Annotated in this window: 24 protein-coding genes, 2 tRNA genes and 1 pseudogene; 14 read left to right on the top strand and 13 right to left on the bottom strand. The window is 67.9% G+C overall.

Going from position 1 to position 25251, the window contains the following annotated elements; translation table 11 throughout:
• Positions 1–447: 447 nt before the first annotated feature.
• From ampD to ABDJ40_RS03970, 5 genes are read right to left on the bottom strand one after another with little or no spacing between them, the layout of a single operon-like run.
• On the bottom strand, positions 448–1026 hold the full coding sequence (gene ampD / locus ABDJ40_RS03990) for a 1,6-anhydro-N-acetylmuramyl-L-alanine amidase AmpD (RefSeq protein WP_347606355.1): 579 nt from the start codon (positions 1024–1026) through the stop codon (positions 448–450).
• Entirely contained in the window at positions 1013–2545 is a 1533-nt protein-coding gene (locus ABDJ40_RS03985; RefSeq protein ID WP_347606352.1) for a sigma-54-dependent transcriptional regulator, read from the bottom strand. The genes ampD and ABDJ40_RS03985 overlap by 14 nt, the downstream gene beginning before the upstream one ends.
• Positions 2542–4356, bottom strand: a complete 1815-nt coding sequence (locus tag ABDJ40_RS03980) for a sensor histidine kinase (RefSeq protein ID WP_347606349.1) — start codon at positions 4354–4356, stop codon at positions 2542–2544. Before ABDJ40_RS03980 ends, ABDJ40_RS03985 begins: the two co-directional genes overlap by 4 nt.
• Complete coding sequence (locus ABDJ40_RS03975; protein ID WP_347606346.1) at positions 4349–4624, bottom strand: PP0621 family protein; 276 nt, start codon at positions 4622–4624, stop codon at positions 4349–4351. The genes ABDJ40_RS03980 and ABDJ40_RS03975 overlap by 8 nt, the downstream gene beginning before the upstream one ends.
• 1 nt (position 4625) lies before the next feature.
• Positions 4626–5456 carry a cytochrome C assembly family protein gene (locus ABDJ40_RS03970; RefSeq protein WP_347606343.1) on the bottom strand — a complete coding sequence of 277 codons (831 nt, stop codon included), beginning with the start codon at positions 5454–5456 and terminating at the stop codon, positions 4626–4628.
• A 47-nt stretch (positions 5457–5503) separates the two neighbouring features.
• Between ABDJ40_RS03970 and ffh the strand changes: the two genes are divergently transcribed.
• Both ffh and ABDJ40_RS03960 read left to right on the top strand, forming a co-directional pair.
• Positions 5504–6883 (top strand): signal recognition particle protein, encoded by a 1380-nt coding sequence (gene ffh / locus ABDJ40_RS03965; protein WP_347606340.1) that lies wholly within the window; start codon positions 5504–5506, stop codon positions 6881–6883.
• A gap of 113 nt (positions 6884–6996) precedes the next feature.
• A pseudogene (locus ABDJ40_RS03960) lies at positions 6997–8222 on the top strand (IS3 family transposase).
• 68 nt (positions 8223–8290) lie between these two features.
• Here the strand turns inward: ABDJ40_RS03960 and ftsY are convergent.
• Positions 8291–9502, bottom strand: coding sequence for a signal recognition particle-docking protein FtsY (gene ftsY / locus ABDJ40_RS03955; protein ID WP_347606337.1), 1212 nt, complete (start codon positions 9500–9502; stop codon positions 8291–8293).
• A 148-nt stretch (positions 9503–9650) separates the two neighbouring features.
• On the opposite strand from ftsY, the gene ABDJ40_RS03950 reads away from it, so the two are divergent.
• The 3 genes from ABDJ40_RS03950 (at position 9651) to miaB (ending at position 11870) form a co-directional block, all read left to right on the top strand.
• Positions 9651–9727 (top strand) — tRNA-Met (locus tag ABDJ40_RS03950).
• 257 nt (positions 9728–9984) lie between these two features.
• Positions 9985–10407, top strand: a complete 423-nt coding sequence (locus tag ABDJ40_RS03945; protein WP_347606334.1) for a hypothetical protein — start codon at positions 9985–9987, stop codon at positions 10405–10407.
• Positions 10408–10529: 122 nt separating this feature from the next.
• Positions 10530–11870 carry a tRNA (N6-isopentenyl adenosine(37)-C2)-methylthiotransferase MiaB gene (miaB, locus tag ABDJ40_RS03940; protein ID WP_347606331.1) on the top strand — a complete coding sequence of 447 codons (1341 nt, stop codon included), beginning with the start codon at positions 10530–10532 and terminating at the stop codon, positions 11868–11870.
• On the opposite strand, the gene ABDJ40_RS03935 is transcribed toward miaB, so the two are convergent.
• Positions 11871–12143 carry a hypothetical protein gene (locus ABDJ40_RS03935; RefSeq protein WP_347606328.1) on the bottom strand — a complete coding sequence of 91 codons (273 nt, stop codon included), beginning with the start codon at positions 12141–12143 and terminating at the stop codon, positions 11871–11873. It abuts the gene before it with no gap.
• Between the two features lie 146 nt (positions 12144–12289).
• Here ABDJ40_RS03935 and hemA point away from each other — a divergent pair, with 146 nt between their 5' ends.
• From hemA to ABDJ40_RS03905, 6 genes are all read left to right on the top strand, one after another.
• Positions 12290–13579 (top strand): glutamyl-tRNA reductase, encoded by a 1290-nt coding sequence (gene hemA / locus ABDJ40_RS03930; protein ID WP_347606325.1) that lies wholly within the window; start codon positions 12290–12292, stop codon positions 13577–13579.
• Between the two features lie 91 nt (positions 13580–13670).
• Positions 13671–14753, top strand: coding sequence for a peptide chain release factor 1 (prfA, locus tag ABDJ40_RS03925; protein ID WP_269631737.1), 1083 nt, complete (start codon positions 13671–13673; stop codon positions 14751–14753).
• A complete protein-coding gene (gene prmC / locus ABDJ40_RS03920) occupies positions 14750–15574 on the top strand; it encodes a peptide chain release factor N(5)-glutamine methyltransferase (RefSeq protein WP_347606322.1) in 825 nt (274 codons plus the stop codon). The genes prfA and prmC overlap by 4 nt, the downstream gene beginning before the upstream one ends.
• A 141-nt stretch (positions 15575–15715) precedes the next feature.
• On the top strand, positions 15716–16351 hold the full coding sequence (locus ABDJ40_RS03915) for a hypothetical protein (RefSeq protein WP_347606320.1): 636 nt from the start codon (positions 15716–15718) through the stop codon (positions 16349–16351).
• A 174-nt stretch (positions 16352–16525) separates the two neighbouring features.
• A complete protein-coding gene (gene grxD / locus ABDJ40_RS03910; protein ID WP_269631740.1) occupies positions 16526–16840 on the top strand; it encodes a Grx4 family monothiol glutaredoxin in 315 nt (104 codons plus the stop codon).
• Positions 16837–17430 carry a UbiX family flavin prenyltransferase gene (locus ABDJ40_RS03905; protein ID WP_269631741.1) on the top strand — a complete coding sequence of 198 codons (594 nt, stop codon included), beginning with the start codon at positions 16837–16839 and terminating at the stop codon, positions 17428–17430. The genes grxD and ABDJ40_RS03905 overlap by 4 nt, the downstream gene beginning before the upstream one ends.
• Positions 17431–17449: 19 nt before the next feature.
• On the opposite strand, the gene ABDJ40_RS03900 is transcribed toward ABDJ40_RS03905, so the two are convergent.
• The gene (locus tag ABDJ40_RS03900; protein WP_269631742.1) at positions 17450–18076 is read right to left on the bottom strand and encodes a lytic transglycosylase domain-containing protein; all 627 of its coding nucleotides are present in this window, start codon (positions 18074–18076) and stop codon (positions 17450–17452) included.
• 7 nt (positions 18077–18083) lie between these two features.
• A complete protein-coding gene (locus ABDJ40_RS03895; protein WP_347606314.1) occupies positions 18084–19829 on the bottom strand; it encodes a proline--tRNA ligase in 1746 nt (581 codons plus the stop codon).
• A gap of 157 nt (positions 19830–19986) precedes the next feature.
• Here ABDJ40_RS03895 and ABDJ40_RS03890 point away from each other — a divergent pair, with 157 nt between their 5' ends.
• A complete protein-coding gene (locus ABDJ40_RS03890; protein WP_347606312.1) occupies positions 19987–20604 on the top strand; it encodes an RNA pyrophosphohydrolase in 618 nt (205 codons plus the stop codon).
• A 64-nt stretch (positions 20605–20668) separates the two neighbouring features.
• On the opposite strand, the gene proB is transcribed toward ABDJ40_RS03890, so the two are convergent.
• The 4 genes from proB to rplU all read right to left on the bottom strand — a co-directional run bounded on the left by proB (position 20669) and on the right by rplU (position 23650).
• Entirely contained in the window at positions 20669–21787 is a 1119-nt protein-coding gene (gene proB, locus ABDJ40_RS03885) for a glutamate 5-kinase (RefSeq protein WP_269631745.1), read from the bottom strand.
• Positions 21784–22866: an Obg family GTPase CgtA gene (cgtA, locus tag ABDJ40_RS03880; RefSeq protein WP_347606308.1), complete on the bottom strand. Its 1083-nt coding sequence runs from the start codon at positions 22864–22866 to the stop codon at positions 21784–21786. Before cgtA ends, proB begins: the two co-directional genes overlap by 4 nt.
• A gap of 180 nt (positions 22867–23046) precedes the next feature.
• Positions 23047–23304 carry a 50S ribosomal protein L27 gene (gene rpmA / locus ABDJ40_RS03875; RefSeq protein WP_269631747.1) on the bottom strand — a complete coding sequence of 86 codons (258 nt, stop codon included), beginning with the start codon at positions 23302–23304 and terminating at the stop codon, positions 23047–23049.
• Between the two features lie 34 nt (positions 23305–23338).
• Positions 23339–23650, bottom strand: a complete 312-nt coding sequence (gene rplU / locus ABDJ40_RS03870) for a 50S ribosomal protein L21 (RefSeq protein ID WP_183103740.1) — start codon at positions 23648–23650, stop codon at positions 23339–23341.
• A gap of 321 nt (positions 23651–23971) precedes the next feature.
• Between rplU and ispB the strand changes: the two genes are divergently transcribed.
• Together ispB and ABDJ40_RS03860 are read left to right on the top strand one after the other, a co-directional pair.
• On the top strand, positions 23972–24901 hold the full coding sequence (gene ispB, locus ABDJ40_RS03865; RefSeq protein WP_347607358.1) for an octaprenyl diphosphate synthase: 930 nt from the start codon (positions 23972–23974) through the stop codon (positions 24899–24901).
• A 36-nt stretch (positions 24902–24937) separates the two neighbouring features.
• Positions 24938–25014 (top strand) — tRNA-Pro (locus tag ABDJ40_RS03860).
• Positions 25015–25251: the final 237 nt, after the last annotated feature.

Below are 25251 nucleotides of genomic sequence, written 5' to 3'. Positions count from 1 at the left end.
GTCCTCGAAGCCGGCTTCCAGGGAAGCGGCGACGAAGATTGACAGGGCATGAACGCGAGGCATTTCAGTGGTTTGCCAAGTCAGCAGGATAGCATGAAAGGACACTATATCTAGGGCACCCACCCTCTTCAAGCACTACCGATAGCGTCCTACCCCCATTGACCGGGCCGACGCAAATGACTAAGCGGACCGTCCAGAAAAGGGCATCGGCGGGCCCAGGCAACACCCGGATCGGCGCACAGCCCCCATGAACAGGGGCATCGCGGTCGCAGATCCAGCAATGGCGCGGGCTCGCGGGGCGATTCGGGCTCCGGGCCCGCATGGGATCGCGATGCCGGCAGCGGCTGAATCGGGGACCGGGGTCAGGCCTTGCCGGGCTGGTGCGGGCAGGCGCTCCGTCAATCGGGGCGCTGGCCGAACAGCTATCCCTTGTGGAAGGGACAGGGGCTAAACAAACGGAAACAGCTGGGTCTCCCAGCCCAGGTCCTGGCGCAGGCGCAGCCAGTCAAAACCTGGCCCCGGGTCCGCCTTTCGCCCGGGCGCGATGTGCTCATGGCCCACGACCGCCACCAGCGGATAGCGCTCGCGCAGCTGCGGCAGCAGCCGGCCCAGGGCCAGGTATTGCCGCTCGTCGAAGACGCCGCCCTCCAGGCCTTCCAGCTCGACGCCGAGGGAGAAGTCATTGCAGCGCTCGCGCCCCCGGAAGCTGGACTTCCCTGCATGCCAGGCCCGCTCGTCGGCGCTGACGAACTGCAGCAGCTCGCCGTCGCGACGGATCAGGAAATGCGCGGAGACCTCCAGGCCACGCAGAGCCTCGAAGCTGGGATGCGCGCTGCAGTCCAGGCAGTTGGTGAACAGGGCCTCGATCTCCGGGCCGCCGAAGACACCCGGCGGCAGACTGATGGAATGCAGCACCAGCAGGCTGGGTCGCTCAGCCCCGGGTCGCGGGCCGAAGTTGGGCGAGGGCACGGCGCGGGCGCCGGACAGCCAGCCGCCCTCCCAACGTGCCGGCTCAGGCCCCGTCACCGCCCTCACCCACGCTGATCTGCAGCCGCGCCATGCGGTAGCGCATCTGCCGCAGCGACAGGCCAAGGCTGGCGCCCGCGGCGGTGCGGTTGTTGCGATGCTGCTCGAGCGCCCGCACGAGGATGTCGCGCTCCACCGCGTCGAGGTAGGCGGCCAGGTCCGAGGGCAGCGGCGCCTCGGCCTGCCCCGGCAGCGGCGGGCTGACGACAGCTGGGTCGAGATCGATCTCCAGGTCCACGGCCGGCCCGCCGGCCTCGAGTTCCTGGTCGGGCAGGTCCAGCTCGTCGGCATGGATCCACTCGCCGCCGGACAGCGCCACCGCGCGATGGAGGATGTTCTCCAGCTCGCGCACATTGCCGGGAAAGCTGTAACGCCGCAGCAGCTGCATGGCCTCGGCATCCAGCTGCGGGGCGGGGCTCACGCCGGCATCCTGCGCGATGCGGCGCAGCACGCGCGAGGCGATGGCCCCCAGGTCCTCGATGCGCTCGCGCAGCGGCGGCACGCGGATCTGGATCACGTTGAGGCGGTAGAACAGATCCTGGCGGAAGCGCCCGGCGCCCACCTCGCTGGCCAGGTCCTTGTGCGTGGCGCTCAGGATGCGCACATTGACCGGCAGCTCGCTCACCGCGCCCACCGGCCGCACGGAGCGCTCCTGGATGGCCCGCAGCAGCTTGGACTGCATGGCCAGGGGCAGGTCGCCGATCTCGTCCAGGAACAGCGTGCCGCCGTGCGCAGCCTGGAAGAAGCCCTCGCGGTCTTCATTGGCCCCCGTGAAGGCGCCCTTGCGGTAGCCGAAGAACTCCGCCTCCAGCAGCTGCTCGGGAATGGCACCGCAGTTGACGGCGATGAACTTCTCGCCCGCGCGCGAGCCGGCCTCATGGATGGACCGCGCGACCAGCTCCTTGCCGGTGCCGGACTCGCCCTGCAGCAGGACCGGGGCCATGCTGCGCGCCACCTTCTCGATGAGGTCACGCACCTGCTGCATGGCCATGGAGTCGCCGGCCAGGCGCTCGGCGACCCGCCGCGGCGTGACGGCTTCCGCCGGCGGCTTGGCCGGCGAGGGCGGCAGCGTGACCAGTGGCGCTTCGCTGCCGCCGCGTTCGGAAGGCAGTCGCGAGGGCACGACGGAGGGCGGCTGCTGCGGCACGCGGCCCAGCGCCGAGGCCACGACCATGCGGAACTGGCGCAGGTCGACGGGCTTGGTGAGGTAGTCGAAGGCACCGGCCTTCAGGGCCTCCACCGCGTTCTCCGAGGAACCGAAGGCGGTGATCACGATGGCCTTCTCGCGCCGGCCCTGGGACTCGAGCCAGGCCAGCACGTCCAGGCCGCTGCCGTCGGGCAGACGCATGTCGGTGATGACGGCGCTGTAGCGCCTCAGCTGCAGGCGTTGCAGCGCCTCCTCCACCGAGCCGGCCGTCTCCAGCTCGTAGCCCTCGCGCACCAGGGTAAGCTCGTAGAGGGTGCGCAGGTCCGGCTCGTCGTCGATGACCAGGAGGCTGTAGGGTGTGGAAGCGCTCATGCAGTCGGAGAGAAAAGGTCCGCGGGAATCGTGCCCTCTGCGAGGCTGGGCCGCCGCAGCTGGACACGGAACTCGTTGCCGCCCCGCCCGCCGCCACGGTGGCTGCGGTAGTCGATGCGGGCGCCGTAACGTTCGCACAGTTCACGGCAGATGTAGAGCCCCAGGCCGGAGCCGCGGCTGCGAGTCGAGAAGAAGGGCTCGAAGAGGTGGCGCTCGATGTCCGCGGGAATGGGCTCGCCCAGGCTGAAGACACTCAGCAGCACCGGCCGCTCCTCATGGCCGGGATGGGCATCGAGGCGCACGCGCACGGTGTCCGCCCCTGAGGGCGCATGGCGCAGGGCGTTGTCCAGCAGATTGACCAGCACGCGGCGCAGGTGCTCGGGTTCGAACAGCACCATCACCGGCTGGCTGGGCAGGTCCAGCTTCATGGGACTCATGCCGCCCATGGGCAGCTGGTTGGTGCTGATCCAGTCTTCGCAGCAGGCACGCACGAGGCTGGCCGCGTCGAAGGCCACCGGCTCGGGCGCCACGCCGGGCGCGACCTCCATGACGTCGTCCACGATGCGCTTGAGGCGCTGCACATTGGACGCCACCATGCGCGTCAGCTGCTGCGAGCGCGGGTCGGGCATGTCCTCGGACAGCAGGGCATTGGCCTGGTCGATGGCGGCCAGCGGGTTGCGGATCTCATGGGCGATGCCCGCCGAGACGCGCCCCATCGCGGCCAGCTTCTCCTGGCGGTTGCGCGCCATGACCTTGCGGTTGTCCTCCAGCAGCAGCACGCAGAGGTCCTCTTCCGCGCTGGACTCGCGCCGCCGCGTGAAGCGCATGCGCACGCGCAGGCTGCGCGGGCCGCCGCCCTCGAAGGTGAGGGTCACGTCTTGCCCGCCTTCCGGCCAGCCGCCGCGCGAGAAGGCCTCCTCCACGGCTGCCACCAGGCCGGACCAGGCGGCCACGCTGCGCAGCTGGAAGGGCGCGGCCGGCGCATGCTGGCCATGCGCCAGCAGGGCTTGCGCGGCGGGATTGGCGGCTCGCACGCGGCCGCGGCGGTCCACGACCAGCACGCCCTCCTGCATCTCGTCGATCACCAGCCGGTTCAGCTCGGCCTGCTGGCGCGCGAATTCGAGGCTGCCGCGGGCGGCACGCTCCTCGCGGGCCAGGCGGCCGGCCAGCTCCGAGGCCAGGAAGCCGATCACGAAGAAGCCGCAGCTGACCAGGCCCAGCTGGCTGAAGCGGATGCCGCTTTCCTGACCCGCCCAGACCCGCCAGCCGGCATGCCCCAGCAGCAGCAGCGAGGCCGCCGCCGCCGTGGCCAGGGCCATGCGCCGTGGCGACAGCACGCCCGCCATCAGCACCGGCAGGATGAAGAGCGCACTGAAGCCCACGCCGGCGCTGGCATCCAGCACATTGAGCAGGCCGAAGCTGATCAGGTCCAGGCCCACGCTGCTCCACCACAGCAGGTGGACCGGGCTGGCGAGCTGCCGCGGCACGGGCTGCGCCCTGAAGCCCACGAACCACCAGGTGAGCACAGCCACCAGGGCGTAGGCCACGCACAGGCCCAGCAGCCGCAGCGGCGTCGCCGAGCCCAGCACCTGCCCCAGCAGCAGGGCGGCCACCAGGGCCAGGCCCAGCGCGGCACGTGCGGCCAGGAAGGCCCGCAGCATGCGCTGGAAGGTCGTGCTGCCGGCAGCGGCGCGGCGGTCGAAGAAATGCGGATCGGAGCCCGAGGTCGCAGCGTCAGCGGCATCCCAGCCGCTGTCCTGGTGCGGACCGAACCAGGAGATGGTGTCGGGCGCCAGGGAGCGATCAGCCATGGCCCTGGCGTGCCTCGTGGCGTTGCCGGTGCTCGGCGCTGCAGAAGTGCCCGCCCCGGCCAGGGAAGGCCTCGGACTGCGGGAGATGCGTGCCGCATTCGGCGCAGGACACCATCATCGCGGCCTCCGCCCCCTGGTGCGGGTCGCGCGGCCGGGTATCCGGCCCCCGGCCCGAGCCTGGCCCGTTGCCGCCACCCGCACGGCCCTTGCGGACACCGCTGAGAAAGACCAGGCCCATCACGACCAGCAGGAGCAGCAGGTACTTCAATTCAGACTCCCGCGGGGCGCTGCAGCACCACTTCCAGCACGAAGCGCGTGCCGGCATACGAAAGCAGCAGCAGGGCCGCGCCCAGGTACAGCCAGCGCGTCGCGCGGCGGCCCCGCCAGCCGAAGACGCGCCGGCCGGTCAGCAGGCCCACCAGGACCAGCCAGCCCAGCACGGACAGCAGGGTCTTGTGGTCCCAGCGCCACTGCGGCGTGAAGAGCCAGCCCAGCACGATGGCCAGGGACAGCACCACCACGCCCGCTCCGACGAACTGGAAAGTCAGCCGTTCCAGGCGCAGCAGCGGCAGACCCAGGGTCAGGCCTTGCCCCTTGTGCTGGCCCATCTGACGCATCTGCCGTTCGGCCCGGTTCAGCAGGGCCGCATGCAGCACCGCCACACCGAACAGACCATAGGACGCCAGACCCAGCACCCAGTGCAGGGGCGCCCAGGGCGAGGCCGCAGCGGGACGGCTTTCACCCGGGAAGGCCCAGGCCAGCGCCACCGCGCCCGCCGCCAGCAGCGACAGCACGCGGCGCAGCTGGGGCAGCGGCAGCAGCCGGCTCTCCACCAGGTAGACGGCCAGGATCAGCCAGGCCGTCATCGAGAGCGCCGGGGCAAAGCCGAAGCGCGCGCCCGGCTGATCGAGGCCCAGCCCGGCGATGTCGATCAGCAGCGCCACCAGGTGGGCGGCGAAGGCCAGAGGCAGCAGGGGATGCAGCCGGTTCGCGTGGGACTGCGCGCGAAGTGCCACGACGGCATAGCTCAGCAGGGCGACGGCCGAAGCGGCCGTCAGGGCCCCGCTCGCGGTCGCTGCAGACACGGACGATAAAATCATCAGCACAGTGTAATTTGCGCGCTCACCTCCGCGGTGAGGCCGTCCCTATGGCATCCACCCTCACCGACCGCCTGAGCCAGCTCGTGAAAACGATGCGGGGCCAGGCCCGCATCACCGAAAGCAATGTGCAGGACATGCTGCGCGAAGTGCGCATGGCCCTGCTGGAGGCCGACGTGGCCCTGCCGGTGGTGCGCGACTTCATCGCACGCGTGAAGGACAAGGCCCTGGGCCAGGAGGTCGTGGGCTCGCTGAACCCGGGCCAGGTGCTGGTCTCGGTGGTGCACAAGGAACTCGCCGCCACCATGGGCGAGGGCGTGGCCGACATCAACCTCGCCGCCCAGCCGCCCGCCGTGATCCTGATGGCCGGTCTGCAGGGCGCTGGCAAGACCACCACCACAGGCAAGCTGACCAAGCACCTGATCGAGAAGCGCAAGAAGAAGGTGCTGACGGTCTCGGCAGACGTCTACCGCCCCGCCGCCATCGAGCAGCTCAAGACCGTCACGGCCCAGGCCGGCGGCGAGTGGTTCCCTTCCAGCCCGGACCAGAAGCCTCGCGACATCGCCCTGGCCGCCCTGGACTACGCGAAGAAGCACTACTTCGACGTGCTGCTGGTCGACACCGCCGGCCGCCTGGCCATCGACGAAGCGCTGATGGCCGAGATCCGCGAGCTGCACGCCACGCTGAATCCGATCGAGACACTGTTCGTCGTCGACGCCATGCAGGGCCAGGACGCGGTGAACACCGCGCGCGCCTTCAAGGAGGCCCTGCCCCTGTCCGGCGTGATCCTGACCAAGCTCGACGGCGACTCGCGCGGCGGCGCGGCCCTCTCCGTGCGCCAGGTCACCGGGGCGCCGATCAAGTTCGCGGGCGTCTCCGAGAAGATCGACGGCCTGGAGGTCTTCGACGCCGAGCGCCATGCCGGCCGCGTGCTGGGCATGGGCGACATCGTGGCCCTGGTGGAGGAGGTCACCAAGGGCGTGGACATGGCCGCGGCCCAGAAGCTGGCCGAGAAGCTCAAGTCCGGTGACGGCTTCGACCTCAATGACTTCCTCGCCCAGATCTCCCAGATGAAGAAGATGGGCGGCCTCTCCAGCCTGATGGACAAGCTGCCCACGCAGATCGCCAGCAAGGCCGGCCAGGGCGACATGGACCGCGCCGAGCGCGACATGCGCCGCATGGAAGGCATTCTCAACGCCATGAGCGCCAAGGAGCGCGCCCACCCGCGCCTGCTGCTGGACGACAAGAGCAAGGCCAGCCGCAAGCGCCGCATCGCCGCGGGCGCGGGCGTGCAGATCCAGGAAGTGAACCGCGTCCTGAATCAGTACGACCAGATGCAGGGCATGATGAAGAAGATGAAGGGCGGCGGCCTCTTCAAGATGATGAAGCGCATGGGCGGCATGAAGGGCATGAAGGGCCTGGGGCTCTGAGCCCGCCTCGCCCATCGCCAAACAAAAAGGGCCGCTGAACAGCGGCCCTTTTTATGTCTCTGACCCGTCCTGCCCAGCATTGACACATTTGCACCCGAGAGAGGGCAGATGTGATGGATACAGGGATCAAGCGCACCCAGCGCGACGACACGATGGCCTTTAAGTTGGCGGTGGTCGAGCCGGTGGAAAAGGGCGAGCTGACGTACAAGCAGGCCCAGGACCAGTATGGCATTCAGGGTCGATCGACCGTTTTGAAGTGGCTGCGCAAGCACGGTCGCCAGGGCTGGGGACGGGCGGCATCATCGGCGGCTATGCCCATCGACAAAGACCCGACGCCGCTCACGCCGGAGCAGCAAATCAAGGCGCTGCAGGTGCAGCTGAAGCAGGCGCAACAGAAAGCCCAGTTCTTCGAAGCCGTCGTCGACGTGCTGAAGAAGGACTATGGGGTGGGTGTCGTAAGAAAGCCTGTGGGCAAGTCATCGCGCAAGACCTCGTCAAAGGGTTGAGCGTGACGATGGCTTGCCACTTCATGGGCATCAGCCGGCAGGCACACTACCGAGGCCGCCAAAGAAGCTCGGACCGCGCGCAGCGAGCCGAGACAGTCGTGCAGTTGGTCAGCGAACAGCGAATGCGCCAGCCGAAGGTGGGAACGCGCAAGCTGCACCACATGCTGCGCGAAGCTTTGGAGCGGCGCGGAGCAACGCTAGGCAGGGACGCGATGTTTGACGTGCTGCGCAACGCGAGACTCCTGGTGCGGACGCCTCGGGCGTATCACAAGACGACAAACAGCCATCATCACCTCCGTCGTCATCCGAACCTGGTCAAGGCGGGCCCCGACCAGATCCAGGTCACGGGCCGCGAGCAACGCGGGGTGGCCGACATCACGTAGCTGCCCACAGACGGCAAGTTTGTCTACCTGAGCCTGGTGACCGACGCCCATTCACGCAAGATCGTGGGCTGGCACGTGCGCGCGAGCCTGCAGACCGAAGAGGTCGCGCAGGCCATGAAGATGGCGCTCAAGAGCCGCAAAACGCAGCTGGAGCTCGTGCATCACTCGGATCGCGGCCTTCAATAGTGCTCGAACTACTACCAGGAGCTGCATCGGCGTCACGGCGTCCGATGCTCAATGACGGACGGCTATGACTGCTACCAGAACGCCATGGCTGAACGCGTCAACGGCATTCTCAAGGGCGAGTTCTTGCTGAGCCGACCGGCCGACCTCCTTGAGGCCCGGCGCATGGTGGGCCAGTCGGTACAGATCTACAACCACGAGCGGCCACATCTGTCGCTGAAAATGCAGACGCCCGATGCAGTGCATCGGGCGTCGATGGCCAGCTGACGCCGGCCTTGTTCAACCGTTCTGAGTGTCAACCCAATTCAGGACGGGTCACTTGGCAGATCCGGCGCTCACTCCAGCAGCGCCTGCGCGAACTCCTGCGCGCTGAAGGTCTGCAGGTCTTCCAGCTTCTCGCCCACGCCGATGAAGTAGACGGGGATGGGCCGCTCGCGCGCGATGGCCGCCAGCACGCCGCCCTTGGCCGTGCCGTCCAGCTTGGTCACCACGAGGCCGGTCAGCCCGAGGGCGTCGTCGAAGGCTTTGACCTGGTTCAGCGCGTTCTGCCCGGTGTTGCCGTCCACGACCAGCAGCACCTCGTGCGGCGCGCCCTCCTGGGCCTTGCCGATCACGCGGCGGATCTTCTTCAGCTCTTCCATCAGGTGCAGCTGCGTGGGCAGACGGCCGGCGGTGTCGGCGATCACCACGTCGCAGCCGCGCGCACGGCCTGCGACCACGGCGTCGAAGGTGACGGCGGAGGGATCCCCGCCCTCCTGGCTGACGATCTCGACCCGCGTGCGGTCCGCCCACACGGCCAGCTGCTCGCGGGCGGCGGCGCGGAAGGTGTCGGCCGCGGCCAGCAGCACGCGCTGCTCGGCCTCGGCGAGATGACGGGTGAGCTTGCCGATGCTGGTGGTCTTGCCGGCGCCGTTGACGCCCACCACCATCATCACCGTGGGCGTGTGCTCGCCCACCCGCAGGCTCTTCTCCAGCGGCTTCAGCAGCTCGGCCAGGGCCGCGACCAGCAGGCTGCGCACGGCCTGGGGATCGGTGGCCTTGGACTCCTTGACCCGGCGTTTGAGGTCCTCCAGCAGGAACTCCGTGGCCCGGACGCCGGTGTCAGCCATCAACAGCGCAGCCTCCAGTTCCTCGTAGAGCTCGTCATCGATGCGCGTGCCGGTGAAGACCTGGGCGATGCTGCTGCCGGTCTTGCGCAGACCCTGGCGCAGCTTGTCCAGCCAGCTCTTGCGCGGCGCCGGCTCGGCGACGGGCGCAGCCGGGCTGATGGCGGTCGCGACCTCTGCAGGCCGGACGGACGCGGCTGCGGGCGCCACGGCAGGCGACACGGCGACCGGCACCTCCACCTTCTCAGGTGCGGGAGCCGGCACGACGGGGGCTGCGCCGGCCACGGCGGGCGCAGGCACCGGCGAGGGCGGCACCGAGGGCTCTGCAGCCACGGGCGCGGCCGCTGCGGTCTCAGGGACCGCAGGCGCCGCCTCCGCAGCCGGTGCCGGCGCCGGGCTGGCGGCGCCGCCACCGAATTTCTTCTTGAAAAAACTGAACATGGCAGATGGGTTGGTCGGGCCGCGATGACGCCCGGCGACGGCTCGCGAGAAAGTGTCCGCGGGAGGCCCACTGGCGCGCCTCAGAAACTTTTTTCGAGCAACACTTGCATTGTCGCCCAAAAGCTGTCTAGAATAGCGGTCTTCGCAAGGCGCTTTAGCTCAGCCGGTTAGAGCGACGGAATCATAATCCGCAGGTCCGGGGTTCGAATCCCTGAAGCGCCACCAGACAAGAAAACCCAGCAAGCGCAAGTTTGCTGGGTTTTTTCTTGGTCCAGCAGGGCCGGCATTGATTGTTCGCGTCGCCAGCCCGTGCGGGAGGCCCCCGGCCGATGCAGGCCACTCGGCGGCTGCCGAAGCAAGACCTGGCACCAGTTGGCGCGGCAGAAGGTCGCTCCGCCCGCCTGGCGCCGCGTGCGATGATGCAGCCCTTGTTCAACCCGGGTCGGGTTCCCGCCCTGCCCCGCAGCCACTGGATTGATACCATGTCCCGCTGTGCACCCCCCCTGCCCCGCCGCCTGGCCCTGCGCCTGGCCTTCATGGGGCTTGCCGGGCTGGCCGCGCTGGGCGCCTCGAGCGTCCAGGCCCAGACCCACCGCCAGTTCCCCGCCGACGCCCTGCGTGCGGAGATGCTCATCAGCACGCCGCCCGACCTTCAGCTGGACGGCAAGGACGCCCGCATGGCGCCCGGTAGCCGCATCCGCGGCGCGGACAACCTCCTGGTGTTCGCCTCCGCCCTCGTGGGCCAGAAGCTGACCGTGCACTACACGCAGGACTTCGCCGGCGTGGTGCGCGACATCTGGCTGCTCAACGAGGCCGAGCTGGCCAACAAGACCTGGCCCCGCACGCCGGAGCAGGCCGCGAGCTGGAGCTTCGACTTCGCCTCCCAGGTCTGGACCAAGCCCTGAGCTGCGCATGATCTGCGCGTGAGCCGAGGCCTGCCCGAAGCCCGGCAGGCCCGCCCCGACCTCCCCTCAGACACCTCTCCCCGATTTGCCGCGCCCCGAGCCACGGGGCGCTGGAGCCCGCCATGAGCAAGAAAGTTTTCATCAAGACCTTTGGCTGCCAGATGAACGAGTACGACTCGGACAAGATGGCCGACGTGCTGCGCGCCGCCGAGGGCTACGAGCCCACCACCGACGTCGATGAAGCCGACCTGGTGCTGTTCAACACCTGCTCCGTGCGGGAAAAGGCCCAGGAGAAGGTCTTTTCCGACCTCGGCCGCATCAAACACCTGAAGGCCAAGGGCGTGCTGATCGGCGTGGGCGGCTGCGTGGCCAGCCAGGAGGGCGCCTCCATCATCGAGCGTGCGCCGTACGTGGACGTGGTCTTCGGTCCGCAGACCCTGCACCGCCTGCCGCAGATGCTGGCCGCGCGCCGCGAGGCGGCCAAGCCCCAGGTGGACATCAGCTTCCCCGAGATCGAGAAGTTCGACAACCTGCCGCCGGCCAAGGTCGAGGGCGGCAGCGCCTTCGTGTCCATCATGGAAGGCTGCTCCAAGTACTGCTCCTACTGCGTGGTGCCCTACACCCGCGGCGCCGAGATGAGCCGCCCCTTCGACGACGTGCTCACCGAGATCGCCGGTCTGGCGGACCAGGGCGTCAAGGAGATCAACCTCCTGGGCCAGAACGTCAATGCCTATCGCGGCAAGATGGGCGGCACCGACGAAATCGCCGACCTGGCCCTGCTGCTCGAGTACTGCGCGGAGATCCCGGGCATCGAGCGCCTGCGCTTCACCACCAGCCACCCGAACGAGTTCAGCCCGCGCCTGATCGAAGCCTATGGCCGCGTGCCGCAGCTGGTGAACCACCTGCACCTGCCCGTGCAGCATGGCAGCGACCGCATCCTGATGGCCATGAAGCGCGGCTACACGGCGCTGGAGTTCAAGAGCATCATCCGCAAGCTGCGCGCCATCCGTCCGGACATCCGCATCGCCAGCGACTTCATCGTCGGCTTCCCCGGCGAGACCGAGGACGATCACGCGAAGCTGATGAAGCTGGTGGACGACGTCGGCTTCGACGCCTCCTTCAGCTTCATCTACAGCCCGCGCCCCGGCACGCCGGCGGCCAACCTGGAAGACACCACGTCCCACGAGACCAAGGTGCGCCGGCTGCAGGAGCTGCAGGCCGCCATCGAGGCGAACGCCGTCTCGATCAGCAAGACCCTCGTCGGCCAGACCCAGCGCATCCTGGTCTGCGGCCACGCCAAGCGGGACCCCAGCGAGCTGATGGGCCGCACGGAGTGCAACCGCATCGTCAACTTCAAGGGCCCGGCCCGCCTGATGCACCAGCTGATCGACGTGCGCATCACCGAGGCCTTCGCGCACTCGCTGCGCGGCGAGGTGCTCACCCGCGAGACGGCGGGCGCCTGATCAGCGCCGCAGGCTCAGCCAGGCCTGCGGCAGCGCGATGGCCAGCAGCATCAGGCCGTAGCCCAGCATCTTGCCGTCGTGCCCCAGCAGCACCAGCGCCAGCAGCAGGCCCAGCGTGCCGCCCGCGCCTCCCCAGAGCCACAGCTGGCGCCCGCTGCGGCTCTTGAGCTCGGCGCGCCACAGCAGCTTTATCAGCGCCGCGACCACGCCGGCCACGAACCAGGCGGGCAGAAGGAAATTGCCGAGGTGCCAGAAGGCGTCGAGAGGGCTCACAGGATTCCCGCCAGGAGGCCGCAGGGCGGCCCGGTGCGCAGGGGCCAGCGCCAAAAGCGGCACGGATTGATGCTTATCAAGTATTTCTATGCGGACAACGCAGCAAGCCGCCCTGTCTGCAAGCCCTGGAATTTTATAATCGCACCATGTCGGTCTTTGCCCTCGGCTTGAATCACGAATCCGCGCCCCTGGATCTGCGCGGCCGGTTCGCCCTTTCAGCCGAACAGCTGGCGCCCGCCCTGCTGGGCCTGCGCGAGCAGCTGAAGCAACGCACCCGCATCGGCGCCGAGGCCGCCATGCTGTCCACCTGCAACCGCACCGAGCTCTATGTGGCCGGTGGCCGTGAGCTGGTGCAGCCCACGGTCGAGTGGCTGGCCGAGGTCGGCGGCGTGGCCTCCAATGCCCTGCTCAACCATGCCTACGTCAAGGAAGGCAGCGCAGCCGCGCGCCATGCCTTCCGCGTGGCCAGCGGCCTGGACTCCATGGTGCTGGGCGAGCCCCAGATCCTGGGCCAGATGAAGCAGGCCGTGCGTGAGGCCGACGAAGCCGGCACCCTGGGCACCACCCTGCACCAGCTCTTCCAGCGCAGCTTCTCGGTGGCCAAGGAAGTGCGCAGCTCCACCGAGATCGGCGCACACTCCATCAGCATGGCCGCCGCGGCCGTACGCCTGGCCGGGCAGCTCTTCGAGGACCTGGCCCGTATCAGGGTGCTCTTCGTGGGCGCCGGCGAGATGATCGAGCTGGTCGCCACCCATTTCGCGGCCCGTAATCCCCAGGGCATGGCCGTGGCCAACCGCACGCTGGAGCGCGGCGAGAAGCTCGCCTCCCATCTGGGAGCCGAGGCCCTGCGCCTCAGCGACCTGCCCCAGCGCCTGCATGAATTCGACGCCGTGATCTCCTGCACGGCCTCCAGCCTCCCCCTGATCGGCCTGGGCGCCGTGGAGAGCGCGCTGAAGAAGCGCCGCCACAAGCCCATGTTCATGGTCGACCTCGCCGTGCCGCGGGACATCGAGCAGGAAGTCGCCCAGCTGGACGACGTCTACCTCTACACCGTGGACGACCTCGCCCAGCTGGTGCAGTCCGCCGGCGAGAAGCGCCAGGCCGCCGTGCAGCAGGCCGAGGCCATCATCGAGACCGGCGTGCAGAGCTTTGTGCACTGGCTGGGCCAGCGCAACACCGTGCCCCTGATCCAGGCCCTGCATGCGCAGGCGGACGACTGGCGCAGCGCCGAGCTGCAACGCGCCCGCAAGCTGCTCGCGCGTGGCGAGGATGTCGAGGCCGTGCTCGAAGCCCTGTCCAAGGGCCTGACCCAGAAGATGCTGCACGGCACCCTCGCCGAGCTGCACGCCGCCGACGGCGAGCATCGTGTGGCCCTGGCCCACACGGTCTCGCGCCTCTTCCTGCGCAAGAGCGCCAAGGACCCGGCCGAGCATTAGCGCTACGCTTCGCCCTGGCTCGTCCGTCCAGGCCCCGCGCATGCCCCTTGCATGCCCGCGGCCTGGCCCTCTCTCCTTGTGAATCCTTCCCATGAAAGACAGTCTGCGCCAGCAGTTCGAACGCCTGGGCCATCGGCTGCATGAGCTCGACACCACGCTGGCCGACGGCAGCATCGCCGCCGACATGAAGCGCTACCGCGCCCTGACGCGCGAGCAGGCCGAGGTCTCCGATCTCGTCACCCGCTACCAGCGCTACCTGCAGCGTGAGCAGGACCTGGCGGCCGCCCGCGAGTTGCTGTCGGATCCAGAGATGGCCGAGATGGCACGCGAGGAGATCGCCGGCGCGGAAGCCGACATGGCGCGCCTGCACGAGGAGCTGCAGCTGGCCCTGCTGCCCAAGGACCCGGATGACGTCCGCCCGGCCTTCCTGGAAATCCGGGCCGGCGCCGGCGGCGACGAGAGTGCGCTCTTTGCCGCCGACCTGGCCCGCATGTACCTGCGCTATGCCGAGTCGCAGGGCTGGCGCGCGGAGACGCTCTCCGCCAATGAATCGGACCTGGGCGGCTACAAGGAGCTGGTGCTGCGCCTCGAGGGCGAGCAGGTCTACGGCCGGCTCAAGTTCGAGTCCGGCGGCCACCGCGTGCAACGCGTGCCGGCGACGGAATCGCAGGGGCGCATCCACACCAGCGCCTGCACCGTGGCAGTGATGCCCGAGCCGGACGAGGCCGAGGAGATCCAGCTCAACCCCGCCGAGCTGCGCATCGACACCTTCCGCGCCAGCGGCGCCGGTGGCCAGCACGTCAACAAGACGGACTCCGCCATCCGTATCACCCACCTGCCTACCGGCCTGGTCGCCGAATGCCAGGACGACCGCAGCCAGCACCGCAACAAGGCCAAGGCCCTGGCCGTGCTGGCGGCGCGGCTGCGCGACAAGGAACGCAGCGAGCGCGCCGCCAAGGAAGCCGCCACACGCAAGAGCCTCATCGGCAGCGGCGACCGCAGCGACCGCATCCGCACCTACAACTTCCCGCAGGGCCGGCTGACCGACCACCGCATCAACCTGACGCTCTACAAGCTCGGCGCCATCATGGACGGCGACCTCGGCGACGTCATCAGCGGACTGCAGCAGGCCCAGGCCGCCGAGCAGCTGGCCGCCCTCGAAGGGCGCGGATGAGCTGCACCGTTCGCGAGCTCCAGCAGCGTGCTCTGCAGGCCGGCCTGCCTCGCCTGGAGGCCCAGTTGCTGCTGTGCGCGCTGCTCGACCGGGACCGCAGCTGGCTGATCAGCCATGACGAGGACCCGCTGCCGGCCGGCACGAGCGACCGCTTCGAGAACTGGCTCCGCCAGCGGCTGGACGAGGTGCCCCTCGCCTACCTCACCGGACACAAGGAATTCCACGGCCTGCGCCTCCAGGTGAGTCCGGCCACCCTGGTGCCGCGGCCCGACACCGAGGTGCTCGTCGACGCCGCCCTGCGCTGGCTGACCAGCTGCGGCCTGGCGGCGCCACGGGTGCTGGACCTCGGCACCGGCAGCGGTGCCATCGCCCTGGCCGTGAAGAAGCGCCATCCCCGGGCCAGCGTGACGGCGACCGACTTCAGTGCCGAGGCCCTGGGCGTCGCCGAGGCCAATGCCGGCCGGCTGGGCCTGGAAGTCCGCTTCCTGCAGGGCGCCTGGTGGCAGCCGCTGGGCGCGGAGCGCTTCGACCTGGTGATGAGCAATCCGCCCTACATCGCCCCCCAGGACGAGCACCTGCCGGCGCTGCGCCACGAGCCCCTGAGTGCCCTGGCCGCACCGGAGCAAGGGCTGGCAGACCTCCGGCAGATCATCGAGGGTGCGCCCGCCCACCTGCTGCCGGGCGGTCTGTTGCTGCTGGAGCACGGTTACGACCAGGAGCAGGCCGTGGCGGATCTGCTACGCGGCGCCGGCCTGCACTATCAGGGTTGCGAGCGCGACCTGGGGGGCCAGCCCCGCTGCAGCGCGGCGCTCAAGCCCTGATGGCTGCCTCCTAGGCGGGGCGCAGGCCTCAGTCAATGTCTGTAAAACCAGGTAATTGATCCTGCACAAATTTACCCGCGCGGCGTAGCATGGTTCTCCGAGCGGCAATCTCCACCCCCGCTCGGCTGCAAGGAGATCATCATGCGCAGCCTGCCCACCCCCTCTGGATCCCGCTGGCCCACGGCCATGGGCTGGTTGGTGGTGAGCGCCCTGGCCCTTGCCATGGCGGCCCCAGCCCAGGCCCAGGCCCCGCTGATGGGCCATCCCACCGGCACCGAGGCGCCCGGCCTGCGCTGGCAGGCCCGCGTGCAGCTGAGCCAGGTGGATGGCCTGGATACCAGCACCGGCCGCAGCTCACGGTCCCTCAGCGCCGCCCTGCTGGGTGACTACTACCTCACCCGCTCCGGGCTCGGCGAAGGCGTGCGCGGCGGCCTGCGGGCCACGGGTGGCCTGATGATGGGGTCCCTGAGCATCACGCAGAGCGGCTCCGGCCTGACGCTGAGCCCGCAATCCATGAGCCTGGGGCAGTCCCTGGCCATCGGCCTGCGCGCCGTCGGCTCCACGGCGGACCGGGGCGATCCTGGCAGCACGCTCTCCTACATCGGCATCGGCTACAGCGGCATCTCCACGCGGGGCGGCTGGGGCTTCAGCGCCGACGTCGGCCTCATCAACCGCAACAGCCTGCGCCTGGGCAACAGCCTGGGCTCCGTGGATGAGGCCCTGCGCGACAACCGCCTGATGCCCGTGCTGCAGTTCGGTCTCAGCTACAGCTACTGAAGTCCTGAGCTGCATCAGCAAGCGGCGTCAGAAAGTGGCCCTTCCCGGGGCGAAGCCGGGCGCAAGACGCCCTTGCGCGGCGCCGGGCATGCACTGTGCCCGATAATCACGCCAAGGCCGGAGGGCAGCGCCCCAGGCAGTTTCGGCCACAGCTTTTCATCAAGGAATCAAGCCATGAGCGACGTTCAGCAACGCATTGACGACCTGGTCAAGAACAACCGGGTGGTGCTCTTCATGAAGGGCAATGCCCAGTTCCCTATGTGCGGCTTCTCCGGCCGCGCCGTGCAGATCCTCAAGGCCTGCGGCGTGACGGACCTCAAGACCTTCAATGTGCTGGAAGACGAGGAAGTGCGCCAGGGCATCAAGGAGTACGCCAACTGGCCGACCATTCCGCAGCTCTACATCGGCGGTGAGTTCGTCGGCGGCTCGGACATCATGATGGAGATGTACGAGAGCGGCGAGCTGCAGCAGGCGCTGGGCGGCCAGTGAGCGCCACGCCCGCATCGCCGCAGCGCCTGATCGTGGGCATCAGCGGTGCCAGCGGCGCTGCCTATGGCCTGCAGCTGTTGCGCCGATGCCGGGAGCTGGGGGTGCACACCCACCTGATCGCCACGCCCGCCGGCCTGCTCAATGTGCACCATGAGCTGGGCCTGGACCGCGATGCCCTGGAGGCGGAGGCCACCCAGGCTCATGCGCCGGGCGACATCGGCGCCTGCGTGGCCAGCGGCAGCTTCGGGGCCACGGCCATGGTGGTGGCGCCTTGCTCCATGAAGAGCCTGGCCGCCATTGCGCATGGCTTTGGCGACAACCTCCTCACCCGGGCAGCCGACGTCACGCTCAAGGAACGCCGCCGCCTGCTGCTGATGGTGCGTGAGACGCCCTTCAACCTGGCGCACCTGCGCAATATGACGGCCGTCACGGAAATGGGCGGCATCATCTTCCCGCCCCTGCCGGCCTTCTACCTGAAGCCGCAGAGCGTGGACGAGCTGGTGAGCGAAGGCGTGGAGCGGGTGCTGGACCTCTGCGGCATTGCCGGCGCCCAGCCCCAGCGCTGGCAGGGCTTGCGCGAGGCGCGCTGAGACAGGGCCGCCGCCCGTCTCAGCGTTCGCCCGGCATCAGCCATTTGCGCCGTGCGCCCAGCACGGCATTGGGATACTCCGGCCGCCCGCGACTGCCGTTGTAGCGGCCCAGGGCCATGAAGAGATTGCCGTCCTCCCGGTCGAGGTAGTGGCGCATGATCACGCAGCCGAAGCGCAGATTGGTCTGCATGTGGAAAAGGCGCGAAGCCTGGCCATCCCCGATCAGGCGGGCCCAGAAAGGCATCACCTGCATGTAGCCGCGGGCACCGACGACGCTGATCGCGTACTTGCGGAAGCCGCTCTCCACCTCGACCAGGCCCAGGACGAGGCTGGGATCCAGGCCGGCACGCGTGGCCTCGTACCAGAGGGTCTCAAGGAATTCGATGCGGGTCTGCGATTCGGTCTTGCGCGGCCGCAGTCGATCGCTCATGGTGCCCAGCCAGCGCAGATAGGCCAGGCGGTCCTCGATCTTCTCGAAGCGGGGCCGCGGCGGCGCGCTGTTGCGGATCGAGGCCGACAGCGCCGAACGCACCGAATCCGCCAGGGGCTCCTCGACCTGGGCACCCGCCCAGGCCCGGCCCACGGGCAGGAAGCTCAGCAGCGATGCAGCGAGAAGGCCGCGCCGGGCGCGGGATGCTGGCTGCATCGGCGCCTCAGGCCTTCAGGCGGGCCTGCAGATGCGCCACCACCTCGGCCAGGGCCAGCTTGGTCGCCTCGGCATCACGGCGCCCCTGGTACTCGACCTGGCCTTCCTTGAGGCCGCGGTCCGACAGCACCACGCGGTGCGGCACGCCGATCAGCTCCCAGTCCGCAAACATGGCACCGGGACGCTCGCCACGGTCATCCAGCAGCACGTCCACGCCCAGGGCCTGGAGCTGCTCGTACAACTGCTGGGCGGCAGCCTTGACTTCCTCGCTGCGGTCCATGCCGATGGGGCAGATCGCCACGGTGAAGGGAGCGATGGAATCGGGCCAGATGATGCCGCGATCGTCATGGTTCTGCTCGATGGCGGCGCCCAGGATGCGGGTCACGCCGATGCCGTAGCAGCCCATCTCGAAGGGCTTGGGCTTGCCGGTCTCATCGAGGAAGGTGGCGTTCATGGCCGCCGAATACTTGGTGCCCAGGTAGAACACATGACCCACTTCGATGCCGCGCTGGATGGCCAGTTGGCCCTTGCCGTCGGGCGAGGGATCGCCGGCAACGACGTTGCGGATGTCGGCGACCACGTCGGGCTCGGGCAGGTCACGGCCCCAGTTGGCGCCGGTGAAGTGGAAGTCGGCCTCGTTGGCACCGCAGACGAAATCAGCCATCTGCGCAACCGTGCGGTCGGCGATGACCTTCACCGGCTGCTTCATGCCGATGGGGCCGAGGTAGCCGGGCTTGCAGCCGAAGTGCGCCTCGATCTCACCGACGGTCGCGAAACGGAAACCACCCTTCAAGCCCTCGACCTTGCCGGCCTTGACCTCGTTGAGCTCGTGATCGCCACGCACCAGCAGCAGCCAGACCTGGGTCTTGACCACTTCGCCGTGCTCGTTGAGTTCGTCGGTGGCCAGCACCAGGGACTTGACGGTCTGCGACAGGGGCAGGCTCAGCAGCGCGGCCACGTCCTCGCAGGTGCTCTTGCCCGGCGTGGGCGTCTTGGTCAGGGCCTGGGCCGCGGCGGCACGGCTGGCGAGCAGGGGCAGGGCCTCTGCCAGCTCGATGTTGGCGGCGTAGTCGCTGTCGGGGCAGTAGACGATGGCGTCCTCGCCGGTCTCCGCGATCACCTGGAACTCATGCGAACGGTCACCGCCGATGGCACCGGTATCGGCGGCCACGGCACGGTACTCCAGGCCCAGGCGATCGAAGATCTTGCAGTAGGCCTGGAACATGTTCTCGTAGCTGCGGCCGGCGGCTTCCACGTCACGGTCGAAGGAGTAGGCGTCCTTCATGGTGAACTCGCGGCCACGCATCACGCCGAAGCGGGGGCGGCGCTCGTCACGGAACTTGGTCTGGATGTGGTACAGGTTCTTGGGCAGTTGCTTGTAGGAGCGCAGTTCCTGACGGGCGATGTCCGTCACCACCTCTTCGCTGGTGGGCTGGATGATGAAGTCGCGGCCATGGCGGTCCTTCACGCGCAGCAACTCGGGGCCCATCTTGTCGAAGCGGCCCGTCTCCTGCCACAGCTCGGCGGGCTGCACCACCGGCATCAGCAGCTCCACGGCACCGGCGCGGTTCATCTCCTCGCGGATGATGCCTTCCACCTTGCGGATCACACGCAGACCCATGGGCATGTAGTTGTAGATGCCGGCGCCCAGGCGCTTGATCATGCCGGCTCGCATCATGAGCTTGTGACTGACGACTTCGGCGTCGGCGGGGGCTTCCTTGAGCGTGGAGACGAAGAACTGAGAGGCTTTCATCGCGGAGACAGCGGAGTAAGAACCGGCAGCGCGCCTTCCTGGCACCCACCTGACAGCGGGCGCCCGGCTGGCGCGCCTGGGCTTGGGGTTAGCGAGGATCATGCAAGGGGCGAGGCCCGATGCAATAATCAATCCAACTAAAGATTTGAGGTTGATTATGCTCGACCGTGAAGGCTTCAGGCCCAACGTCGGCATCATCCTGCTCAACCACCGGAACGAAGTGTTCTGGGGCAAGCGCATTCGCACGCACTCCTGGCAGTTCCCGCAAGGGGGCATCAAGCATGGCGAAACGCCCGAGCAGGCGATGTTCAGAGAGCTCCACGAAGAAGTGGGCTTGAGGTCAGAGCATGTGCGCATCATCGCGCGCACACGCGACTGGTTGCGCTATGAGGTGCCCGAGCACTACATACGCCGCGACGCCCGTGGCCATTACCGGGGCCAGAAACAGATCTGGTTCCTGCTGCAGCTGATGGGCCGCGACAGCGACATGAACCTGCGCGCCACCGACCACCCCGAGTTCGACGCCTGGCGCTGGAACGACTATTGGGTGCCGCTGGAGGCCGTGATCGAGTTCAAGCGCGGCGTCTACCAGATGGCCCTCACGGAGCTCGCACGCTTCCTGCCCCGGACCAGCCACCACAACCGCTACCTGCGCGCCGGCATGCGGCCGCAGCAGCACCGTCACGACCACGGGCCGGGACGCGGCCCATCCGCCAACGACGACAGCGCCACGGAAGTGCCGCAGGACCCTGGCAAGGACGCCGCAGAGCACTGAATGCTCGCCAATGACAAAGGCCCGCCAAGCGGGCCTTTGTCTTGTGGCGTCATCGCGCAGCGCTTCAGCGCAGCACGAGGTTGTCGCGGTGGATCAGCTCCGGCTCGGCCGCATAACCCAGCACCGCCCCGATCTCGAAGGAGGGCTTGCGGGCAATCAGCCTGGCCTCAGCGCTGGAATAGTTGGACAGCCCGCGGCCCAGCTCCGCGCCGGCCGGATCACGCACCGCGATCACGTCGCCGCGATGGAACTCGCCCTGCACCTCGCGGACCCCGATGGGCAGCAGGCTCTTCCCTTCCTCGCGCAGCTTCAGCGCCGCACCGGCATCCACGATGACGGCACCCCGCATCTGCAGATGATCCAGCATCCACTGCTTGCGCGCCGCCTGCTTCGCCGTGCTGGCCAGCAGAGCCGTGCCGATGGACTCGCCCGCGGCCAGGCGCAGCAGCACATCAGGCTCGCGCCCCCAGGCGATGACGGTGCTGGCACCGCTGCCCGCTGCGCGCTTGGCGGCCAGGATCTTGGTGATCATGCCGCCTCGACCGATACTGGATCCCGCACCGCCCGCCATGGCCTCCAGCTCCGGCGTGCCGGCGATGGCTTCGTCGATGAAGCGTGCGTCCGGATCCTTGCGCGGGTCAGCCGAGTACAGGCCCTTCTGGTCGGTCAGGATGACCAGCGCATCGGCTTCCACCAGATTGGCGACCAGGGCACCCAGGGTGTCGTTGTCACCGAACTTGATCTCGTCGTTGACGACGGTGTCGTTCTCGTTGATGACCGGCAGCACGCGGTGCTGGAGCAGGGTCAGCAGCGTGGAGCGCGCGTTGAGGTAGCGCTCGCGGTCGGCCAGGTCGGCATGCGTCAGCAAGACCTGCGCACTGCCCAGGCCCTGCTCCCGCAGCTTGCTCTCGTACATCTGAGCCAGACCCATCTGGCCCACGGCGGCAGCGGCTTGCAGCTCGTGCACTTCCTTGGGCCGCGAAGCCCAGCCCAGGCGCTTCATGCCTTCGGCGATGGCGCCGCTGGACACCATCACCACCTCGCGCCCCTGCTGGGTCAGCGCGGCCAGCTGGCGGCACCAGTTGCCGATGGCTTCGGCGTCCACGCCCCGGCCTTCGTTGGTCACGAGGCTGGAGCCTACCTTGACGACGATGCGTCGCGCGTCCCGCAGCACGGCATTCATGACTTGCTCGCCTCGCCGCCCTCACCCTCTTCCGACGTGAAGCGCACATCGGGCTCCACATGGTGCTTCTGCTCGGCGGCCACGTGGTCGTAGATCGCGTGGATCAGCGGCTGGCAGCCTTCGCGGGTCAGCGCCGAGATCTCGAAGACCGGGCCCTTCCACTTGTAGCGCTTGATGAAGTCCTTGACGCGCTTGGCCCGCTCTTCCGCCGGCACCATGTCCAGCTTGTTGAGCACCAGCCAGCGCGGCTTCTCATACAGCGAGGCGTCGTACTTCTTCAGCTCGGCGACGATGGCCTTGGCCTCGGCCACGGGATCGACTTCTGGATCGAAGGGGGCCAGGTCCACCACGTGCAGCAGCAGGCGGGTGCGCTGCAGATGGCGCAGGAACTGATGGCCCAGCCCCGCACCTTCGGCGGCACCTTCGATCAGACCGGGGATGTCGGCCACGACGAAACTCTTCTCGGGCGCCACGCGCACGACGCCCAGGTTCGGGTGCAGGGTCGTGAAGGGATAGTCGGCAATCTTGGGGCGGGCATTGGAGACCGCCGTGATCAGCGTGGACTTGCCTGCATTGGGCTGGCCCAGCAGGCCGACGTCCGCCAGCACGCGCAGTTCGAGCTTCAGCTTCTTGGCCTCGCCGGGCCAGCCGGGCGTCTTTTGACGAGGAGCACGGTTGGTGCTGCTCTTGAAGTGCAGGTTGCCAAAGCCGCCGTCACCCCCCTTGGCGATCATGATCTTCTCGCCGGGCTCCAGCAGCTCGGCAATGACGGCACCCGTCTCGACGTCAGTGATGATGGTGCCCACGGGCATGCGCAGCACGATGTCGTCGGCCGCCGCACCGTACTGGTCGGAACCACGCCCGGCCTCGCCATTGCGGGCCTCATGGCGGCGCGCATAGCGGTAGTCGATCAGGGTATTCAGGTTGAGGTCGCCGACAGCAAACACGCTGCCGCCACGACCGCCATCGCCGCCGTCCGGGCCGCCGAAGGGAATGAATTTTTCGCGGCGAAAGCTGGCACAGCCGGCACCACCGTTGCCGGCCACTACGTCGATGGTGGCTTCGTCTACGAACTTCATGTCTTGCTTCTCGGGCTCGCGGAAGGAGCCATGGTAAGGCAGGCCCGCTGAAGGGGTCTCACCTGGGTTGCAGCCGAAAAAACAAAGCCCCGGGCATGCCGGGGCTCAGTCTGAACGCTCAGTGTGAACGATATGGCCGGCTGCTGCCAGCGCATCGTTTATTCGGTCCGGTCAGAAGACTCAGACCGGCGTCACAACCACGGTCGAGCGATTGGCTTCGCCCTTGGTGGTGAAGGACACGGTGCCGTCCACCAGAGCGAACAGGGTGTGGTCCTTGCCCATGCCGACATTGGTGCCGGCGTGGAACTTGGTACCGCGCTGACGCACGATGATGGAGCCAGCCGAGATGGCCTGGCCGCCGTACACCTTCACGCCCAGCATCTTCGGTTTGGAATCGCGGCCGTTTCGGGTCGAGCCGCCGCCCTTTTTCTGTGCCATGGATTACTCCTTGAACTGTTGCGAGAGCGAGGGATCAGCCGTTAACCGCGCTGATTTCCAGCTCGGTGTAGGTCTGGCGATGGCCTTGGCTCTTCTTGTAGTGCTTGCGACGACGCAGCTTGAAGATGCGCACCTTGTCGTGCTTGCCCTGGGCCACGACAGTGGCCTTGACGCTCGCGCCAGCAACCAAGGGAGTGCCGATCTTCAGTTCGGCGCCGTTACCCACGGCGAGAACTTGATCGATCACGATCTCTTGGCCAACTTCCGCAGCAATCTGTTCTACCTTGATCTTTTCGCCAGCAGCAACCTTGTATTGCTTGCCACCGGTTTTTATGACCGCGTACATATCAGCCCTTTCAATGAAACCACCTGCCGCCGACGCCACCAGGCACTCATCAAGAGCAGCTCGCAGCACCAGGCCCGCAGGCCTAATCCTCCGCACGCAATGCGCGCAGAGCCGGCGACTATAACATGATCGCTTACCCCTACTCAAGTGGCCCCAACTTGCCGTGGGAAGCTCCCGACGGCAGCAGGACCGGCGCGACTCAAGCCCGACACCCCCTCTGTGCTTCCTATAATCCCAGCTTCGCCCGAAAGTGAGCCCAGAGTGCACGCCCTGTCTGCCTCGTCCCCCCTTCGAGAGGTTCTTGCCGCGCTGGACGCGGACATGCGCGAGGTGGATGCCGTCATCGCCCGTCGCCTGACCTCCGACGTCGCCCTCGTCAACCAGATCGCCGGCTACATCGTCCATGCAGGCGGCAAGCGCATGCGACCCAAGCTTGTGCTGCTGTTCGCGAACGCCTTGGGCTTCCAGGGACCCGAGCGCTTCGAGCTGGCCGCCGTGGTGGAGTTCATCCATACCGCCACCCTGCTGCATGACGACGTCGTCGATGAATCCTCGCTACGCCGGGGCAAGCAGACCGCCAACGCCCTCTTCGGCAACGCAGCCAGCGTGCTGGTAGGCGATTTCCTCTATTCGCGCGCCTTCCAGATGATGGTCTCGACCAACCGGATGCGCGTGCTGGACGTGCTGGCCGAAGCCACCAACATCATTGCCGAGGGCGAAGTCCTGCAGCTGATGAACATGCACGACCCCGACATCTCCGTCGAGGACTACCTGCGCGTCATCCGCTACAAGACTGCCAAGCTCTTCGAGGCCAGTGCCCGCCTCGGCGCCGTGCTGGCGGACGCCACGCCTGAGATCGAGGACGCCTGCGCCGCCTACGGGCGAGCCCTGGGCACGGCCTTCCAGCTGATCGACGACGTCCTGGACTACGAGGGCGACACCCAGTCCCTCGGCAAGAACGTGGGCGACGACCTGCGAGAAGGCAAGCCGACCCTACCCCTGCTGGTCGCCATGGAGCGCGGCAGCGCCGCACAGCGGGAGCTGATCCGCCACGCCATCCAGCACGGCGAGGTCGAGCGCCTGCCGGACATCATCGAGATCGTGCGCAGCACGGGCGCCCTGGAGGCCACCCGCGAGGCCGCACGACAGGAGGCAGAACATGCCCGCGAAAAACTTTCTCTGCTACCCCTTAACAAGTGGCAGGAAGCTCTGCTAGAATTCGCGTTTCTGTCGGTGAACAGGTCAAACTGAAAAGCGAGACCTAGCCAGCCAGACATGACAGAACATCGGGGTGTAGCTTAGCCTGGTAGAGCGCTACGTTCGGGACGTAGAGGCCGGAGGTTCGAATCCTCTCACCCCGACCAGAATTTTTGACTTGATGGGGCTTGAGCCCCGCTGTTTCCGGATCGGGCCACAAGGCTCACCGGGCAGCAAGCTCAGCACAATCAGCCAACGACATCAAACGGCGCCTTCGGGCGCCGTTTTCGTTTGGACTCACGAGACACAACTGGTCGCAAATCTCCGGCCAATGTGGTGTGATTGCGAGGAATTCCCGGGCTTTCCAGTGCCGCAGAGGGTCCGGGCTCGGTTTACAGTGCCAG

It is taken from the genome of Roseateles flavus (assembly GCF_039872765.1).
GTDB classification, from domain to species: domain Bacteria; phylum Pseudomonadota; class Gammaproteobacteria; order Burkholderiales; family Burkholderiaceae_C; genus Roseateles_B; species Roseateles_B flavus.
The sequence above is the reverse complement of the archived record's forward strand: the minus strand, read 5'-3'. Positions and strand labels throughout refer to the sequence as shown.